This is a genomic window from Hyphomicrobium sp. (assembly GCF_051860585.1).
In the GTDB taxonomy this organism is placed as follows: domain Bacteria; phylum Pseudomonadota; class Alphaproteobacteria; order Rhizobiales; family Hyphomicrobiaceae; genus Hyphomicrobium_C.
Window position 1 is genome coordinate 353,283 of sequence record NZ_JBHYDS010000004.1, and the last position, 17,207, is coordinate 370,489.

Here is a 17,207-nt window from a genome sequence, read left to right on the forward strand (position 1 = left end):
GGACAGAGCCCGGCAACGATGCTAAAGCCCCACCATGACCGCCGACCCGACACCCGAAACTGACATCCAAATCTCAATCGAGCCCGACGCGCGCGTGCCGCTGGTCGCCGGCCTCGCCATGCCGGTCGCGCGGCTCGTCCATGCCTGCCACGAGAAGACCATCGACGGCGGGCTGTCGGCACTTGGCGCACCGGAGTTCGACCGCGGCGCCCTCGAGCGTGTCCTCACGTATTGCGCCGAGCTTCGCTGCGAGAGCGATGCCGCCACCTGTCCGGACTGCAAGCGACGCACCGAGGTGCAGGGCCTCGCAACGCTTGACGACTATATCGCCCACCACAAGGAGATCGTCGTCGGCGATGGCTCGGTCCGCCTCCTCGGGCGCGGCACGGAAACTTTGCACACGCCCGCAATGGCCGTTCTCGAAAAGACGTGGTCGGGCGAGAACTACTGGTTCTGGGCGCGCCGCTTGTTGCGCAAGCTCCGCCACGGCATTCGCCGCGCGAACATTTCCGGTGAGGCCGTTTCCGGTCCGGGAGAGACGCCGTCCGTCGTGCTCGTCGAGCCGCAGCTTGCCGACAACATCGGCATGGTCGCGCGCGCGATGGCGAACTTCGGTCTCGACGATCTGCGCCTCGTCGCCCCGCGCGACGGCTGGCCGAACGAGAAGGCGCGCATCGCCGCGTCCGGCGCCAACTACATCATCGACGACGCCGTCGCCTATCCGAGCCTTGAAGCCTCCCTCGGGGACGTCAACTACGTCATCGCCACCACCGCGCGCCAGCGGCCGTTGAAAAAGCCGGTGCTGACGCCCGAGGAAGCCATCGCCACGGTGCGGGAACGCACGGCGCGCGGCGAGCGCTGCGCCATTGTCTTCGGCCGCGAGCGCAATGGCCTCGAAACGAGCGAACTCGCCAGCGCCGACGCGCTCATCATGATCCCGGTGAATTCCCGCTTCGCCTCGCTCAATCTTGCCCAGGCGGTGCTGCTGCTCGGCTATATCTGGATGCGCGAAAGCGGGCGCGCGAGCCTCGGCCGGGTCACCAACTACGAAAGCCCGATTTCGCCCGGTCTCAATCTCGGGTCGGACCGGCCGGCCGAGAAAGAACTGCTGTTCGGCTTCTTCAACCACCTCGAATCCGAGCTCAGTGAGCTAGGATTCTTCAATCCGATCGAAAAGCGCCCTGCTGTCGTCCAAAACTTGCGGACTATGTTCACCCGGATGGCGTTGACGGAGCAGGAAGTGCGGTCCCTCCGTGGTATTGTTGCCACTCTGTCCAGAGGCAAAGGACACGGTCGCAAGCCGTCCACATAGGTCGCCATGATCTTGCCAGGTTTTGGGCAGAGCGATGCCCGCAATCCTGGCATAAGACCGTGCCCGTCGGCGAACGGGCGCGAACGGTGGCGGACACAACAACAACAGGCGTCGCAGTAGGGGCAAATAATGCGGACGAAGATCATGGCGAAGAGTGCATGGGTTGGTGCGGTCGTACTGGCGGGCATGGCCGCGCTCCTTCCGGGAGCCGTGATGGCCTCGGAAGGCGAACTCAGCGATAAGTCCGTGCAAATCTTTATGGAATACGCGTGGTCGCTGACCCCGCAGCAGTTCTCGAAGAAGGACGGCACGGTCATCGTCGTCGACAAGGCCAAGCCCGAGCAGGCCATGGTGCCGATCGACGTTGCCCGTGAGGTGATCCGTGTCGGCCGTATTTCGGCCCATGCCCAGGTCTGCAACCTGCCTGAGGACCAGACGCTCAACCATCGCTCGCTGATGCGCCGCGAGACGGACAAGAAGAAGTGGACGGACCAGCAGACGCTGTACATCAACCAGCTCCACCTCACGACTGTCATGCTGCTGACCGGCAAGATCAAGCTGGTCGAGAAGGATGGCGACAAGGAAGTGGTCGTCGACGAGAAGCAGGCGCCCCAGCAGACCTGCACTGACGAGCAGCGCCAAAAGGTCAAGGAGCTGATCGCTGCCTACGTGAAGGCCGGCCCGTCGCTGGCTTCGAACGACGCAGCTCCGGCTCCGGCTCCGGCTGCAGCCGCACCCGCTCCGACCCAAAAGAAGTAAGGCCAAGACGTGATGGCTTGGGCTTGAAATTCCGGCATGCGGGGCCATTGCCCCACCTTGACGCCGGGTCGGCCCTCGACTATGCACACCCCAAGACGCGGGCCGATTTGGCCCGCGTTCTATTTGCGCACCCGCGGCAGACCCCGAAAGTTGGGGCCGGCCTGTCGGTCCGCTCCCCGAAAGGGACGGACAGAGGAGGGGGCGCTCCAGGCTGAAAGCCGGGCTGTCCCAAGGACTTGACCAGGCTTCCGGATACAACAACGACAGCAACTCTTGGAGTGCCGTTACCATGACGAAGCGCATCCGCGCCAAGCACAAGATCGACCGCCGCCTGACAGAGAACATCTGGGGCCGCCCGAAGAGCCCGCTCAACAAGCGCCAGAGCCGTCCCGGCCAGCATGGTGAGCGCCGCGTGTCCAAGCTTTCGGACTTCGGCCAGCAGCTTCGCGCCAAGCAGAAGCTCAAGGGCTACTACGCCAACCTGTCCGAGCGCCAGTTCTCGCGCCTCTACGTCGAAGCGAGCCGTCTCAAGGGCTCGACGTCGGAGCACCTGATCGGCCTGCTCGAGCGCCGCCTGGACGCCGTCGTCTATCGCGCCAAATTCGTGCCGACCGTCTTCGCAGCCCGCCAGTTCGTTTCGCACGGCCACGTGACCGTCAACGGCCGCCGCGTGACGATCCCGAGCTTCCGCGTCCGCGTCGGCGACGTTGTCGAGGTCAAGGAAAAGGCCCGCCAGCTCCCGCTCGTTCTCGAAGCTCTGAAGAGCGCCGAGCGCGACGTGCCCGATTATGTCGACGTCGACCACAACAAGCTGACCGCCAAGCTGACGCGCATTCCGGCCCTTTCGGACGTGCCGTATCCGGTCACCATGGAACCGAACCTCGTGGTCGAGTTCTACTCGCGCTAAAAACGAGTTCTACTCGCTTTCTGCTTTCGCAGTTTCGACGGCCGGCTCACACAGAGCTGGCCGTTTTTGCGTTTCGGTGCGCCTTGCCAGCGATCACGGACGAGTTAGGATCGCGACTGATGACCGTGCGCTGGCGCGAATGGATCGGCGAGGCCGGACACGGCTCCTCGATTGCGCCTGCTGGCGCGACTGCCCCGGCGGCGTTTCGCTTCACGGGTTAGCAACGACCAGCCGCTAATATTTACCAATCCCACGGCGGCCCTGCCGCGACTGCTTCAAGCGAAATGGGCCGCATATGGCCCAGTCTCGTCCGAAAGAAGCCGCATCGCAGGCGTAAATGAAGACAAGCTGGAACGTTGATCGCAACCTCGCGTTAAACGCTAGAGGCATCGAAGGGACGTAGCGCAAGTTCATGATACGATGGCTTAAATCGATCGTTTTCGTTGCCGGTTGTGCAGGAGCTTTGCTCGCCATTGTCGGGCCGGCTGCCGCGCAGGAGCGCTACGATCGGTACGACCGCTACAACCGGTATGACAGGTACGACCGGTACGACCGGGATAATCGACGAAGCCGGGATCGCGCTCCGGTCTCGCGCCCGCCCGCCGAAAGCAGCAAGGAAGACAGCGCGGAAACCACCGCCCAGCCGCCAATCGGCCCGGCCGTGCTCGCGGTCGTGTCGCTTCGCCACCAGCGTGTCTCGGTCTACGACGCCCAGGGACGCGCCGTGCGCGCTGGCGTCTCCAGCGGCCAGTCGGATTATGAGACCCCGGTCGGGATTTACGCGATCCTGCAGAAGAACCGCGACCACTATTCGAATCTCTATGACGACGCCTCGATGCCGTTCATGCAGCGCCTGACGTGGTCGGGCATCGCCTTGCACGCCGGCGCGCTGCCGGGTCATCCGGCCTCGCATGGCTGCGTGCGCCTTCCGCACAGCTACGCTGAACAAATCTTCGACCAGTCCAAGATCGGCATGCGCGTGATCGTTGCGCGGGACGACCGGGTGCCTGTCGAGATCTCCCATCCGCTGCTGTTCAAGCCGTCCATCAAGGCGGGCGCGGGCGTGGCGCAGGTGCCAACGCCCATCGCGTACGACCCGGCCGAAGCCGGCAAAACGAGCCCCTTCGAAGCGGATCTGACGGCGTGGCCGGAGCGCCGCGCGCAGCTCGAGGCCTTGCGACCCGAAGCCAAGGCGAAGGCTGCCGAGGCGGAAAGCGCCAAGGCACAGGCCGATGAACTGAACAAGATCGAGAAAGCCAAAACGGCCGAGGTCAAGAAGCTGGCCAAGCCGCTGGCACGGGCGGAGCGCAACAAAAAGCGCGCCGGTGAAGCCGTGGTGAGCGCGGCCAAGCGCTTGGCTGCTGCAAAGACCGACTCGCAGAGAAAATCCGCCGAAACGCGGTCCGCCGCCGCCGCCAAGGACGTCATCGAGGCCGATGCCGCGCTCGCCACGATCAAGGCCAAGCACGAGGCTGCCGCCGCGGAAGCGGCGAAAGCCACCGCAGCGTCCGCTGCCGGCGAAACGGCCAAGGCTGCCGCGGTCGCTGCAGCAGTCGAGGCGCGCGGCAAAATGCTTCCGGTATCCGTCTTCGTGAGCCTGAAAACCCAGCGGGCCTATGTCCGCCAGGGCCACGAGCCCGTGTTCGACATGCCGGTCACGATTTCCCATCCCGAGACTCCCATCGGCACGCATGTATTCACGGCGGTCGATTACACCGATGGCGGCAATGGCGTTCGCTGGATGGCGACGGCCCTTCCGGCCCGCGCCGACGACGACACGGGCGACTATGATCGCGGCAGCAAGCGCAGTGCGTCCAAGACAGAGGCGCCGCCGCCGACCGATGTCGCGGCTGCCAGCGCCGCGCTCGACCGCATCACGTTTCCTCCCGAGTTCGTCGCCCGCGTGTCGGGCTACGTCTGGCCCCGCTCCTCGCTGATCGTGTCCGATGAAGACATCAGCAAGGAAACCGGCAATGCGACGGATTTTGTCGTGTTGATCAGTGGCGAACCACAGGGCGGCATCAAAAAGCGCCCGAAACAGCCGCCACCCGATTACTACGCCTACGATTCCTATTACTATGACGACGGCTATTACTATGACCGCAAGCAGCGCAGGCGTCAGAAGTATAATTCGTTCTTCAGCTTCTGGTGATTGCCGGCAGGAGGAGCGCCATTGCCGAGATCCGGCGGACTGTCACGCCAGTTGGCGATGGCTGCCATCTCTGGCGCGCTGATCGCTCCTACGCATGTCCCCGCTCGCGCCGCTGAAGCAACGCCTTCTGCGGCAACCCAGTCGAGTGTCGATCGCCATCTGGCGGAGCGCACCGAGCGCCGACGCGCCGTCAAAGAGGGCCGCCTGAAGCTGCCGTTGCCCGGGACCCCGGATACGTCCCAGCCCATGACGCGCCTGGCCGCCGCGGGCCTTTCGCTCGGCGCGCCTGTTCTCATCCGCGTCTTCAAGGCCGAATCCGAGCTCGAAGTTTGGCTGGAGAAAAAGCATCGTTTCGTTCTCTTCGCGACCTACCCGATTTGTTACTGGTCCGGCGTGCTTGGCCCGAAAATGCGCGAAGGCGACAAGCAGACGCCCGAAGGCTTCTATTATCTCACGGAGGGCCTGCTGCATCATGGCGGCCGCTGGCGCCGGTCGCTTAATCTCGGCTACCCGAATGCCTTCGACCGCACCCAGGGCCGTAGCGGATCCGTGATCCTCATCCACGGCGGCTGCGATTCGATCGGGTGCCTGGCGATGACGAACGAGGTCAACGCCGAACTCTACGATCTCGTCGCCGCAGCGTTGACCCGCGGCACGGCGAGCGTACCCGTTCACGTCTTTCCCTTCCGAATGACGCCCGAGAACATCGCCGCATATCCGGCCGGGCGTTGGAGCAGCTTCTGGGACGACCTGCGCCAAGGCTACGACTCGTTCGAGCGCACCCGTATGCCGCCGCGCATCTCCGTCTGTCAGAAACGCTACCGGGTCGACGACGCGTCGCCGTTCGTACGCACGCCGGACGCCATCGAGCACTGCCCGCAGGATCGCGATCAGATCGCCGACCCGTTCGAGGCGCATCAGCGGATCGAGCAGGATGATAGCCCGCGCCGTGAAGCGGCGGTCAAAGCGCCTCCCGCTCCGCGCTGCGACACGTCCCGTCCGAGCTGCCGGCGGTGGGTGGCGCTCCGCGATCGCCGTCATACGAGCCGCATGCTCTCCGACCGCGGCGCCGGCGGCCGGCATTCGAAAATTCGATGAACGGCTACTGGACGGGCGTGTCGGTCGTCGCCTTCAACATTTGCGCGACCACCGTTTTCAACTCGTCTGCGGAGAACGCGGGTTGGGAGCACAGCCGGTTCCCGCAGGCAAACGCCGCTGCACGATCCATCTCGGGATAGGTCACGTCTGGATTGGGCAGTGGTCCTTCGCGGACGTCCCACCAGTCCACGCGCTTGTTCATGGCCGGATAGAGCAGGGCGGCCGCATGCAGAGCGATCGCTTCGGCATCGTCCTTCCGGCCGACGACCGTAATATGGGTCGGCTCGCGGCTGAGTTCGTCGTCGAGCAAGAGCGTGCCGGGAACGGCGCGGCCGCTTTCGAGAATGGCTGGCGAGGCCAGGTACTTCGCGGCATGTTCCGCCATGGCCTTCGCGTCGGCGTCGCCGAGATAACGCCACAGCCGCGCGCTCAGGCGGCCGGCAAGGACCTGCTCGTCGATCGCCTTGTGCGGGGCGGCGAGGACGCCGAATGAGCCTTCCGGCGCGAGAGATGTCTTGAAGCCGCCTTGAGTGTCGCGGAAGAGCGCGAGCGCCTTACCGGCGCTCTGCGCGAGCGTCAGCCATGTCCGGTCGCCGGTCGCCGCGTAGAGGTCCACGGCCGCATTTCCCATCGCGATCGTGTCGCCGATGTACGGGCCGCCGCGATCGGATTGGCCATGGCGGAACGAGCCGTCTGAATTCTGCCTGTGGGTGACAACCCATTTTGCCGCGCGCTCGGCTTGGTCGAGCGCGGTGGCGTCACCGGTTGCGTTCGCGAAGGCGGTCAGCGCCGAAATCGCCCATCCATTTTCGCGGGCGTAAAGGTTCCGGTCGATCCGCGGCTCACGTCCGAGCGCCTCACGCTGATCGCGCGTCAAAGCGTAGAAATCCTTGCCCGGCATCGCGCGATCGACGTCCGCGTCCTGTGTGGCGAAGAATGCGCCTTCGGGGGAAAGCAGCTTGGACGTCAGATAGCGATGGATGTTGCGCGCGGCCCCGAGATACGCCGGGTCTTTGGATTGCGCGTAGGCGCTCGCGTACTGCCGAAGCCCGCTGGCCTGGTATGACATGATCTTTTCGTAGTGCGGCGACCGCCAGTCTTCGCTGTCGGAATACTGGTAGATCCCACCCCATGCCGGATCGATGAGGGCAGTGGCGCGTCCGAGAGTGGCGGTCGCCATGATCTTGGAGGCTTTATCGCCGCGCTCCGCCTGCAGCAACGCCCAGTCCATGCTGTCGGGGTCGATGTATTTATGCCCGCTTCCCCAGCCGCCGTTCGGCGTGTCGTAGGCCTCGGCGAAGGTCTGCTCCAACTGCGCGCGCGCATCCTTACTCAGGAACGCGGATTCGGCGGGTGCGATCTCTGCAACCTCGCCCACGGACGGCCCGGGCGTGGGATCGTCGATCACCGCCTGCAGCAACGAAGCCATGTTTTCCGGAGCGATATACCCGCGGCGTTTGACGAGTTCGGTTCCGTCCGGCGCGAAAATGATCGTCGCCGGCCAGCCCCAATCGCCGTAGCGCGCCGCGAGGTCCGGATTGGCGTCCTGGTCGACGCGGATTGTGACGTAGCGGGACTCGAGCAACGCTGTGACCTTGGGATCCTGGTACGTCGTCTCGCGCATGACGTGGCACCAGTGGCACCACACGGCCTCGAGATCCAGGATGACGAATTTATTGTCTTTGCGGGCCTGCTCAAGCTCAGCGGCAGACCACGCCTTCCACGGGCGATCCTCGGCCGCCAAGGCACCGGTCGCGGCAAGGATAGCGGTGAGGGCGCATAGGATGGTGTGCCGTGTTTTCACTGTGATTGCTCCGCACTTCACCAATAGGAGAGGTACGGTTGGAATGGTCCATTGGTTTCACGAAACCGTCCGCATTCGTCGTGCGTTGGTGGTACGGCTGCGGGCATTGCGCGAATTTGGTCTATAGTCCGAAAAAATAGGCGAGGGGGCGCGATGCTGGTTGAGACCGCGGATGGAACGCTGAGTAGCGCGCCACCCAGGAAGCCGTTTTACACGCATCTGTATGTTCAGGTCCTGATCGCCATCGCGCTGGGCGTGCTGCTGGGGCATTACCACCCCGAATTGGGTGAGCAGATGAAGCCGCTCGGCGACGGCTTCATCAAGCTGATCAAGATGATCATCGCGCCGATCATTTTCCTCACGGTCGTGCATGGCATCGCCTCCATGACGAACTTGAAGGCGGTCGGCAGCGTCGGCGTCAAGGCGCTGATCTATTTCGAGGTCGTGACCACCTTCGCGCTGATCATCGGCCTCGTTGTCGCCAACGTGCTGCGGCCCGGCGAAGGCATGAATGTCGATCTCTCCGCCGTCGACACGACGGCCGTGGCGGACTACGTGGCTAAGGCGGAAAAGCAGAGCACGATTGAGTTCCTGCTCGACGTCATCCCGAAGTCCGTCGTCGGCGCGTTCGTGGACGGCAACATCCTGCAGGTTTTGCTGTTCGCCATCCTGTTCGCTTTCGCGCTCCAGGCCATGGGCGCGCGCGGCAAACTCGTGCTCGATCTGGTCGACCAGGTCTCGCATGTGTTTTTCGGCATCGTCGGCATCATCATGAAGGCCGCGCCGATCGGTGCCTTCGGCGCCATGGCGTTCACCATCGGCAAATACGGGGTCGGCACGCTGGCCTCGCTCGCAGCCTTGATGGGCGCCTTCTATCTGACGTGCATGATTTTCATCGTCGGCGTGCTCGGGCCGATCGCCTGGATGGCGGGCTTCAACATTTTCAAGTTCATCCGCTACATCAAGGAAGAGCTGCTGATCGTCCTCGGCACGTCGTCGTCGGAATCCGTCCTGCCGCGCATGATCACGCGCATGAAGAAGCTGGGTTGCCGCGAGTCCGTCGTCGGCCTCGTCATTCCGACCGGCTATTCCTTCAACCTCGACGGAACCTGCATCTATCTCACGATGGCCGCGCTGTTCCTGGCGCAGGCCACCAACGTGGATCTGTCGCTCGCCCAGCAGGTTGGCATACTCGCCATATTGCTGTTGACCTCGAAGGGCGCGGCCGGCGTCACCGGATCCGGCTTCATCGTCCTCGCCGCCACGCTCGCCGCCACCCACACCATCGACGTCAATTCGATCGCCATCATCCTCGGCATCGATCGCTTCATGTCCGAAGCCCGCGCGCTGACGAACCTGATCGGAAACGGCGTCGCGACCGTCGTCGTCTCGAAAATGGAAGGCGCGCTCGATGAGGAACGCATGCACGCCGAACTCGACCGGAGGCCGCTGCCCGCCTAATCGCAGACGCGCGGCGCGCGTAATCGTAAACGTGCGGCGAAAGAAGGGCGCGCTGGCGACGCATGCTTTTTCGCGATCATAGAACGGATCTGGCCGCCCCGCGCGTTATCATCACGTTTGCTAGCCGCGCACGGAACCTTCCTGCACCGTTGGCCCCGAACTGACCGAGGAGTTTTAGAAAAATGGTTTGGCACATCGGCGTTCGTGCGGCGCACGCAATCCGGCCCATGGTCGCTTTGGCGGTCGGCCTGGGTGGTCTCGTCACCGCGACGGGCGAGGCGAGCGCACAGCGGCGCGGCCGCGCGGACATCGTGCCGGCCGTCACCGTCGTCGAGGTGAAGCTGCAGCGTGTGAACGAGCGCGTCGCCGCTGTCGGCTCGGGCCGTGCCCGCCAGCAAGTTACGCTGACGACACGCGTCGCGGGCGTCATCTCCGAAGTGTTGTTCGAAGGTGGAAACCTCGTCGAAGCTGGCCAGCCGCTGTTGAAACTCAGCGCCGAACCGGAAGCGATCGCCGTAGAGACCGCGGACGCACAGCGCGCCCAGGCCGCCGACCAGGTCGAGCGCTACAAGCAGCTGACGAGCGGCGCGGTGACGAAGGTCGCGCTCGCCGAGGCGGAAACCGCGCTCAAGGTGGCTGACGCCGCCTTGCGCCGCGCCAAGGATGAGCTTGACCGCACCATCATCAAGGCGCCGTTCGCCGGCATCATGGGTTTGTCCAATTTGCAGGCGGGCGATTACCTGGCCGTCGGCGCGCCGATCGCGAGCATCGACGACCGCACGAAACTGCTGATCGAGTTCACGGTTCCGGAGGCCGTCGCAAGCGCGATCAAGATCGGCCTGCCGGTCCGCGCGAGCCTGATCACGCGAACCGGCGAGATCCACAACGGCGTCGTGCAGGCGGTCGGAACGCGCATCGATCCGGTCACGCGCACGCTGACGGTCCGCGCCGAAATTCCGAACCCCGACTCGAAGCTCATCCCAGGCTCGACATTTTCCATCTCGATCCAGCTTCCCGGCCAGGAAGCGCCCTCCGTGCCCGCGCTCGCCATCCAATGGGACCGCGAAGGTGCGTTTGTCTGGAAGCTCGGCGAGAAGAATACTGTCGAGCGGGTCAACGCCGCCATCCTCGCCCGCGACGGCGATCGCGTCATGATCGACGCGCTGCTCAAGCCCGGCGACAAGGTGATCAACGAAGGCGGCGGCTCGTTGCGCGCCAGCCAGACTGTGCGCCTCCCGTCGTGAGCGCCGCCCGCGTGCCGAAGCCCTCCAATCCGGGACATCAGCGATGACAACGACGAACGGCGCGCATCCATCTCAAGGCAGCGTGGACGACGGGGGATGGGTCGGAACATTCGTCCGCCGCCCCATCCTGGCTGCGGTTCTGAACCTGCTTGTCATCATCGCGGGCATCGCGGCGCTCCAGGGCGTCGAGATCCGCGAGCTGCCGGACGTCGACCGTCCGGTGATCACGGTCCGCACCAGCTACCCGGGCGCGACGCCGGAAAGCATGGATGCCCAGATCACCGCCATCATCGAGAGCGCGGTGTCGCGCGTCCAGGGCGTCACCAGCATCTCGTCGAATTCGTCCTACGGATCGAGCCGCGTCACCGTCGAGCTGTCGAGCAACGCCAATCTCGAATCCGCCGCCATGGACGTGCGCGACGCCGTGGCCGGCATCACGAACCAGCTTCCCGACGACATGGAGGACGATCCGCGCGTCGTCAAAGCGGATGCCGACGCCACGCCCATCATGCGCATGGCGGTTGCATCCTCGACACTCTCCGAAGGCGAGCTGACCGACCTCGTCAACAACGTCATCGAGGATCGCCTGTCGGCCGTCGAAGGCGTCGCGTCAGCGAATTCCTACGGCCTCCGCGCAAAAATCATCGAAGTACGAGCCAATCCCGTCGCGCTCACCGCGCGTGGCCTCAGCGTCAGCGACCTGATCACGGCGATCAACAAGGCCTCGGTCGCGACTCCCTCGGGCGCGCTCGAGAACGCCACACAACAACTGCTCGTGAGGGCGGAGGCGCCGGTCTCGTCGCCCGAGGATGTCGGCGCTTTGGAGATCAACGCCCAGACGAAAGTCGCGGACGTGGCCTATGTCCGCTGGGCCTTCGAGGAAGCCACCGCCATGACGCGGCTCGATGGCACCACCGCCATCGGCGTGGAAATTGTCCGTCAGGCGCAATCGAACACCATCGCCATTTCTGAAGGCGTCCACGCTGCTATCGGGGAGCTGAAGAGTGCGCTCCCGAAGGGTGTCGAGATCGCCGTCACGTCCGACGACGCGGTCTTCATCCGCGAGTCCGTGCGCGAGGTCGTGATCGCGCTCGTGCTGTCGACGATCATCGTCATTCTCATCATCGTCGCCTTCCTGCGCTCGATCCGCGCCACCATCGCGCCCACCATCGCCATCCCGGTCTCCCTGGTCGGCACCATCGCCGCCATCTGGATGGCCGGCTTCTCGCTCAACATCCTGACGCTGCTCGCCCTCGTCGTGGCGACGGGCCTCGTCGTCGATGACGCCATCGTCGTCATCGAGAACATCGCGCGCCATCGCGCCATGGGCAAAGGTCCCCGCGCCGCGGCCGTCATCGGCACGCGCGAAATCGTGTTCGCCGTGCTGGCGACCACGGCAACGCTCGCAGCCGTCTTTATCCCTGTCTCGTTCATGCCCGGTGTGGTCGGCAGCTTGTTCTCGGAGTTCGGCTTCGTGCTCGCGTTTGCGGTCACCATCTCGTCGCTCACCGCGCTCACGATCTGCCCGATGCTGGCCGCCAGGCTCGGCACCGGCGACCACGGCGCGGATCCACACGCCAAGCCGGGTCTGCTCGGCCGCGTCGGCGGCTGGCTGGCATCGACCTATGCCTGGGCGATCGACATCTGCCTCAAGATGCGCTGGCTCGTGGTGCTGGCGTGCCTGGGGTTTGCCGCGCTCGGCTGGGGCGCGTTCAAGCTACTGCCGAACGAGATCACGCCCGCCGAGGACCGGGGCGTGGTGCAGATCCGGCTGACGGCCCAGCAGGGCGCCAACCTCGACTACATGTCGAAGAAGACGCACGAGGTCGAGGACGTCCTGGCCGAATACAAGAAGTCGGGCGAGGTCACCGGCGTGCTCGCCACCGTCGGCGGCGGCGGTGCGAACAGTGCGTCCGTCGTGGCGGCGCTCGCGCCATGGAACGAGCGCAAGCGCACGCAGCAGCAGATCCAGGCCGAGCTGCAAAAGAAGCTCGCCGACATCGCGGGTCTTTCGATCTCGATCAGTTCCGGCAACAGCCTCGGCATCCGCGGCGGTGGCCAAGGCCTGCGCTTCGCGATCTCGGGACCGGACTATGCCCGCCTCGCCGAAGCGGCCGGCAAGATGGTGAATCGCTTGTCCGAGACGCCGGGCTTCCGCAACGCGCGCACCGACTACGACACCACGCAGCCGCAGCTGTCGGTCCGCATCAATCGCGAGGCGGCGACCAAGCTCGGCGTGCCGATCAGCGAGATCACAAGTCTGATCAACGCCATGATCGACTTCGAGAAGGCCGCCGATCTGTTCGTGAAAGATGAAATCATCCCGGTCCAGGTGAAGGCGGGCGGGCGGCCGATCAACGATCCGTCCGATCTCAGGAACCTGTTCGTCAAGACGGCCGAAGGTAGTTTCATCACGCTGTCCACGCTCGTCACGATCGAGGAAGTCGCCATCGCGCCGACGCTCGGCCGCGAGAACCGCCAGCGCTCCGTCCCGGTCAGCGTGCAGCTCGACGAGGGCCTCGCGCTCGGCGAGGCCGTGACGCAGATGCGCGCCATTGCCGCCGAGGTGCTCCCCAAGGACCTTTCAATCACGCTGCTGGGCGAGGCCAAGACGCTCGCCGAGACGACACAGAACACGGCGTTCGTGTTCGCCATCGCGTTCATGATCGTGCTCATGGTGCTCGCCGCCCAGTTCGAAAGCGTGATGAGCGCGCTCGTGATCATGGTCACGGTGCCGTTCGGCTTGGCGGCTGCGACGCTCGCCATCCTGCTCACCGGCGGCACCATGAACGTCTACAGCCAGATCGGCCTCGTGCTGCTGGTCGGCGTGATGGCCAAGAACGGCATCCTCGTCGTCGAATTCGCCAACATCCGGCGCGACGAGGGGGCCGACGTCGACACCGCCATCCGCGACGCCGCCAACACGCGGTTGCGGCCCGTGATGATGACCATGACGGCGGCGGTGCTGGGCGCGCTGCCGCTGATCTATGCGTCGGGCGCGGGCTCGGAAGCGCGCCTGGCGCTTGGCTGGGTGATCATCGGCGGCCTGGGTTTCGCGACGGTGTTCACGCTCTTCCTGCTGCCGGTCGCCTACCGCATCATGGCGCCGTGGTCGAAGCCGCGCTCCGAGGAAACCCGCCTGCTGATCGAGGAGATGCAAGCGGCCGAGCAGGTTCCGGACGGCGCCCGCTCCTAACTCGGCTGACCACGGCTAAGCCGGGCGATGCCGGCGTTTTCCCCTCCCCCCTCTCGCCGGAGGCGAGCCTCTGGCTCGACGTGGGGAGGGGGCAGGGGTGGGGGGAATCCCAACGCCAACCATATGAATTCGGATCGCTCTAAGCCGGGCGATGCCGGCGGCCGGGGTTCGTCGGCATCGACACGATATGCGACGTCGCGTCGGCCTCGCGCAGCGGCTCGGCCGCCTGCACGGCGAGCGGCGAGATCGCGACCTCGCGGTGCAAGGGCCGCGCGACCGGCACCGAGTTCGCCCATCCGTAGGCGAACATCGTGATGATGGCCGACGCCGCGAAGAAGTAGACGCCCGGCAGCACGGTCGCTTCTGTGTAGCCGGACGAGTTGACGTAGAAGATCATCAGCGCCAGCACCATGACGTCGGTCATGGAATAGCGGCCCAACCACTCCATCGTCGAAATGGACTTCTTGCGGAACTCCGGCGGGATGTCGGGCGAGGTCACCAGCGTCAGCAGGTAGAACAGCTTCAGGAACGGAAAGAAGATCGAGAACAGGAACAGCACGACGGTGAGGAAGTACTCCTCGTTCTCGAACAGCGCCCAGATGATGGTCGCGATCGAATGCTCGTTGGTCCAGACGTAGACGGTCGTGAAGCGAATGACCGGCAGGATGATGCCGAGCGCAAAGAACACCGTCGCGAGGATGATCAGGAAGCTCAGCACGAAATTGCGGAACGGCGAGATCTGCCGCGCCAGCGCCGTTTGCGTCGAGGGTTCGTCCGCGGGCCGCGCCGTCAGCCCCTCGGTGCGAAGCCACGCGTAGGACAGGATCATGAGCATGACAGCGGCCGTGAAGAAATAGACCCCCGAGAGGCTCGCCGCGTCGTAAAGGCCCTGCGCCTTGATGAAGAAGATCGTGAGTGCCAGCACCAGCACGTCGTGCATGGACCACTTGCCGAGCCATTCGAGCGCCTTGAGGCGGCGGTTCTGGCGCGTGAGCTCCACCGCCGGCAGCGTCGAGACGAGCAGCAGGTAGAGCAGCTTCAGCACCGGCAGTACGATCGAGAAGATCAGCACCGTCCCGCCGAGAAACGTCTGTCCGTCCCGGATCAGAACGTCGACGGTCGAGAGCAGCGAATGCTCCGTCGTCCAGAACACGTATTTGGTGAGGCGGATGATGGGGAGCGTGATGCCGAGCGCCAGGCATACGGCGGCGCCGATGATGGCCAGGCTCAACAGGAAGCGCCGTCCGCCCAAACGCATCTGCCGCCTACACCCTGTCCAGCCCCGGTTGCCCCAGAGCATGGACTAGACGGGCCAGCCGCGTCAAAACTTTGACCGCCAGGATACGAATTCGAACGGAGAAGGCCCGCAGGGCCTCAGGCGCCAAAGGCGCCCGGCGCGAGTGCGCCGGCCATCCAGAGAGCACGACATCCGTTGAATGAAGCGTCTCTCAGCTCGTGTCAGCCGTGATTGGTGTGGGCAATGCCCTTGTCGTGGATCAGGGCGTGCAGTTCGCCGGCCTGGAACATCTCGCGCACGATATCGCAGCCGCCGATGAACTCGCCCTTGACGTAGAGCTGCGGAATGGTCGGCCAGTTGGTGAAGGTCTTGATGCCCTCGCGCAGCCCCTGGTCGTCGAGCACGTTGACGTCCTTGTACGGCACGCCGAGGTGGGCGAGGATCTGCGCGACCTGCGCGGAAAATCCGCACTGCGGAAACTTCGCCGTGCCCTTCATGAACAGCACGACGTCGTTGCTGTTGATGGTCTGCTTGATCGCCTCGTGGGCGGCTGCTTCGCTCATGGGTCGAAACCTTTCTCGTCCTGGGATCTGCCGGCGTCTCGCCGGTTGAATTCGTGCCGGTAGATGTGGCGTGCCCCGGCCGGTTGTCAATGTGCCGGTTGTCAATGCTCCGGCGTGGCCGTTGCCTGCGCGCTAATCAGGCGGCGCGGCGGTGGTCAAGGCGAGCGCATGCAACACGCCGCCCATCCGCCCCCCCAGCGCGTCGTAGACCATTTGATGCTGCTGAACGCGGGATTTGCCCTTGAACGCCTGGCTGACCACCTTCGCGGCGTAATGGTCTCCGTCGCCGGCCAGATCCTGGATATCGATCGTGGCATCTGGAAATTTTGCCTTGATCAGCTGTTCGATCTCGGTCCGGTCCATTGGCATGGGGCAGGGGCTCCTGAAACGCGTGAGGCCGCCCGGTGGGGCGGCCTCGGCGAGTTTATAGGGGTCGGGCGGGCTGCGGAAGGTGCGTCCGAGCGCCGCTGGGGACCTCTAGCGGCGGATCGAGGCGGTTTCGATGCTGTTGGCGCCGAGATAGGGCGCGATGCGGCCGAGGGCCACCAAAGCGGAGTCGCCGTTGACGCGCGCCATCGAAAGCTCGGCTTCGACGTTGCGGGCCGCGACGAAGGCGATGGCCTGCTGGTGGGCAACCCGCGTCATGCTGACGTCGATCTCCCGGTTGCGCGCTTCTGCGAACAGAAGGCCGCGTACAGCGGAGGTCGAGGCCATCGAGGCCGCAATCTCATAATTGCGCTGGGCCGTGAAAGCCGCGAGGCGCGTCGCGTTGGCAATTTTCGTCGACTGATCGATCTCGCGCTGGCGCGCTTCCGCAAACCGCACCGTACGGGCGGCTTCCGCGATTTCCATCGACTGATCGATTTCCTCGTTCCGGTCCGCCGTAAACTCCGCGGCGGCGACGGCGGCGCTGAGTTCGCTGGCTGCCTCGATCTCGGAGAGACGGGCTTCTGCGAACAGCATGGGCTCAATCGCAGCCCGTGTCGCCATCGACATTTCGATTTCAAAATTCCGCTCGGCAATGAACTCGCGCGTCCGCACGGCCTCGACGCGGCGCGTGGAGCGGTCGATTTCTCCGTTCCTCTGCGACGTGAATAGCGCCGCCAGAACGGTCTGCTGCAACTCGGTCGTGATCGACGCACGCAGCGCGCGCGTCTGTCGGTCGTTTGGCAAGTGGTGATCGACAGTGAGGGGGATGAGGGCTGCAACGAGCAACCCGGAAAGCGCGATGGTACGCATGACTGAACTCCACGACGGCGTTGAGGTGGAGTGTCGCCGGGAAATCTAAAGGTTTATCTATTCGAGAAATAATTCCCGGAGGAATACGCTGTTTTTCAAAAGCGAAATGAAAAACAGGGTTACTAATTTATGTCCATTGTTTTGTGATGCAGCAGCGACTGCGCGTGGAAGGTCGTGCCGAAGGCGCGCGTGGAAGGTCGTGCCGAAGGCGCGCGTGGAAGGTCGTGCCGGAGGC

The 17,207-nt window shown here is 64.6% G+C and carries 13 protein-coding genes; 8 read left to right on the forward strand and 5 right to left on the reverse strand.

Annotated elements, in window-relative coordinates; genetic code table 11:
• The first annotated feature begins 34 nt into the window (after nt 1-34).
• The 5 genes from ACTIFK_RS09115 to ACTIFK_RS09135 all read left to right on the forward strand — a co-directional run bounded on the left by ACTIFK_RS09115 (nt 35) and on the right by ACTIFK_RS09135 (nt 6,228).
• Nucleotides 35-1,312 (forward strand): RNA methyltransferase, encoded by a 1,278-nt coding sequence (locus ACTIFK_RS09115; RefSeq protein ID WP_439542744.1) that lies wholly within the window; start codon nt 35-37, stop codon nt 1,310-1,312.
• Nucleotides 1,313-1,456: 144 nt separating this feature from the next.
• The gene (locus ACTIFK_RS09120) at nt 1,457-2,071 is read left to right on the forward strand and encodes a hypothetical protein (protein WP_439542745.1); all 615 of its coding nucleotides are present in this window, start codon (nt 1,457-1,459) and stop codon (nt 2,069-2,071) included.
• Between the two features lie 289 nt (nt 2,072-2,360).
• Entirely contained in the window at nt 2,361-2,978 is a 618-nt protein-coding gene (gene rpsD / locus ACTIFK_RS09125; protein ID WP_439542746.1) for a 30S ribosomal protein S4, read from the forward strand.
• 412 nt (nt 2,979-3,390) lie between these two features.
• On the forward strand, nt 3,391-5,130 hold the full coding sequence (locus ACTIFK_RS09130; protein WP_439542747.1) for a L,D-transpeptidase family protein: 1,740 nt from the start codon (nt 3,391-3,393) through the stop codon (nt 5,128-5,130).
• Between the two features lie 21 nt (nt 5,131-5,151).
• Nucleotides 5,152-6,228 carry a L,D-transpeptidase family protein gene (locus ACTIFK_RS09135; RefSeq protein WP_439542748.1) on the forward strand — a complete coding sequence of 359 codons (1,077 nt, stop codon included), beginning with the start codon at nt 5,152-5,154 and terminating at the stop codon, nt 6,226-6,228.
• Between the two features lie 4 nt (nt 6,229-6,232).
• Here ACTIFK_RS09135 and ACTIFK_RS09140 read toward each other — a convergent pair whose 3' ends face one another.
• Nucleotides 6,233-8,032 carry a DUF255 domain-containing protein gene (locus tag ACTIFK_RS09140; RefSeq protein ID WP_439542749.1) on the reverse strand — a complete coding sequence of 600 codons (1,800 nt, stop codon included), beginning with the start codon at nt 8,030-8,032 and terminating at the stop codon, nt 6,233-6,235.
• 153 nt (nt 8,033-8,185) lie between these two features.
• Here ACTIFK_RS09140 and ACTIFK_RS09145 point away from each other — a divergent pair, with 153 nt between their 5' ends.
• The 3 genes from ACTIFK_RS09145 (at nt 8,186) to ACTIFK_RS09155 (ending at nt 13,933) form a co-directional block, all read left to right on the forward strand.
• Nucleotides 8,186-9,493, forward strand: a complete 1,308-nt coding sequence (locus ACTIFK_RS09145) for a dicarboxylate/amino acid:cation symporter (RefSeq protein WP_439542750.1) — start codon at nt 8,186-8,188, stop codon at nt 9,491-9,493.
• A 182-nt stretch (nt 9,494-9,675) separates the two neighbouring features.
• Nucleotides 9,676-10,737, forward strand: coding sequence for an efflux RND transporter periplasmic adaptor subunit (locus tag ACTIFK_RS09150; RefSeq protein ID WP_439542751.1), 1,062 nt, complete (start codon nt 9,676-9,678; stop codon nt 10,735-10,737).
• Between the two features lie 43 nt (nt 10,738-10,780).
• Nucleotides 10,781-13,933 carry an efflux RND transporter permease subunit gene (locus ACTIFK_RS09155; protein ID WP_439542752.1) on the forward strand — a complete coding sequence of 1,051 codons (3,153 nt, stop codon included), beginning with the start codon at nt 10,781-10,783 and terminating at the stop codon, nt 13,931-13,933.
• 139 nt (nt 13,934-14,072) lie between these two features.
• On the opposite strand, the gene ACTIFK_RS09160 is transcribed toward ACTIFK_RS09155, so the two are convergent.
• The 4 genes from ACTIFK_RS09160 to ACTIFK_RS09175 all read right to left on the reverse strand — a co-directional run bounded on the left by ACTIFK_RS09160 (nt 14,073) and on the right by ACTIFK_RS09175 (nt 16,972).
• Nucleotides 14,073-15,191, reverse strand: a complete 1,119-nt coding sequence (locus ACTIFK_RS09160; RefSeq protein ID WP_439542753.1) for a paraquat-inducible protein A — start codon at nt 15,189-15,191, stop codon at nt 14,073-14,075.
• Nucleotides 15,192-15,391: 200 nt separating this feature from the next.
• Complete coding sequence (grxD, locus tag ACTIFK_RS09165) at nt 15,392-15,733, reverse strand: Grx4 family monothiol glutaredoxin (RefSeq protein ID WP_439542754.1); 342 nt, start codon at nt 15,731-15,733, stop codon at nt 15,392-15,394.
• Nucleotides 15,734-15,865: 132 nt separating this feature from the next.
• Nucleotides 15,866-16,102 (reverse strand): BolA family protein, encoded by a 237-nt coding sequence (locus ACTIFK_RS09170; protein ID WP_439542755.1) that lies wholly within the window; start codon nt 16,100-16,102, stop codon nt 15,866-15,868.
• Nucleotides 16,103-16,210: 108 nt separating this feature from the next.
• Complete coding sequence (locus tag ACTIFK_RS09175) at nt 16,211-16,972, reverse strand: hypothetical protein (RefSeq protein ID WP_439542756.1); 762 nt, start codon at nt 16,970-16,972, stop codon at nt 16,211-16,213.
• Between the last annotated feature and the right edge of the window lie 235 nt (nt 16,973-17,207).

What these genes read in the sequence shown, in the direction of transcription:
- grxD (WP_439542754.1), bottom strand. Translation starts at nt 15,733, where the DNA reads ATGAGCGAAGCAGCCGCCCACGAGGCGATCAAGCAGACCATCAACAGC.
- ACTIFK_RS09150 (WP_439542751.1), top strand. Translation starts at nt 9,676, where the DNA reads ATGGTTTGGCACATCGGCGTTCGTGCGGCGCACGCAATCCGGCCCATG.
- ACTIFK_RS09175 (WP_439542756.1), bottom strand. Translation starts at nt 16,972, where the DNA reads ATGCGTACCATCGCGCTTTCCGGGTTGCTCGTTGCAGCCCTCATCCCC.
- ACTIFK_RS09160 (WP_439542753.1), bottom strand. Translation starts at nt 15,191, where the DNA reads ATGCGTTTGGGCGGACGGCGCTTCCTGTTGAGCCTGGCCATCATCGGC.
- rpsD (WP_439542746.1), top strand. Translation starts at nt 2,361, where the DNA reads ATGACGAAGCGCATCCGCGCCAAGCACAAGATCGACCGCCGCCTGACA.
- ACTIFK_RS09155 (WP_439542752.1), top strand. Translation starts at nt 10,781, where the DNA reads ATGACAACGACGAACGGCGCGCATCCATCTCAAGGCAGCGTGGACGAC.
- ACTIFK_RS09145 (WP_439542750.1), top strand. Translation starts at nt 8,186, where the DNA reads ATGCTGGTTGAGACCGCGGATGGAACGCTGAGTAGCGCGCCACCCAGG.
- ACTIFK_RS09115 (WP_439542744.1), top strand. Translation starts at nt 35, where the DNA reads ATGACCGCCGACCCGACACCCGAAACTGACATCCAAATCTCAATCGAG.
- ACTIFK_RS09130 (WP_439542747.1), top strand. Translation starts at nt 3,391, where the DNA reads ATGATACGATGGCTTAAATCGATCGTTTTCGTTGCCGGTTGTGCAGGA.
- ACTIFK_RS09120 (WP_439542745.1), top strand. Translation starts at nt 1,457, where the DNA reads ATGGCGAAGAGTGCATGGGTTGGTGCGGTCGTACTGGCGGGCATGGCC.
- ACTIFK_RS09170 (WP_439542755.1), bottom strand. Translation starts at nt 16,102, where the DNA reads ATGCCAATGGACCGGACCGAGATCGAACAGCTGATCAAGGCAAAATTT.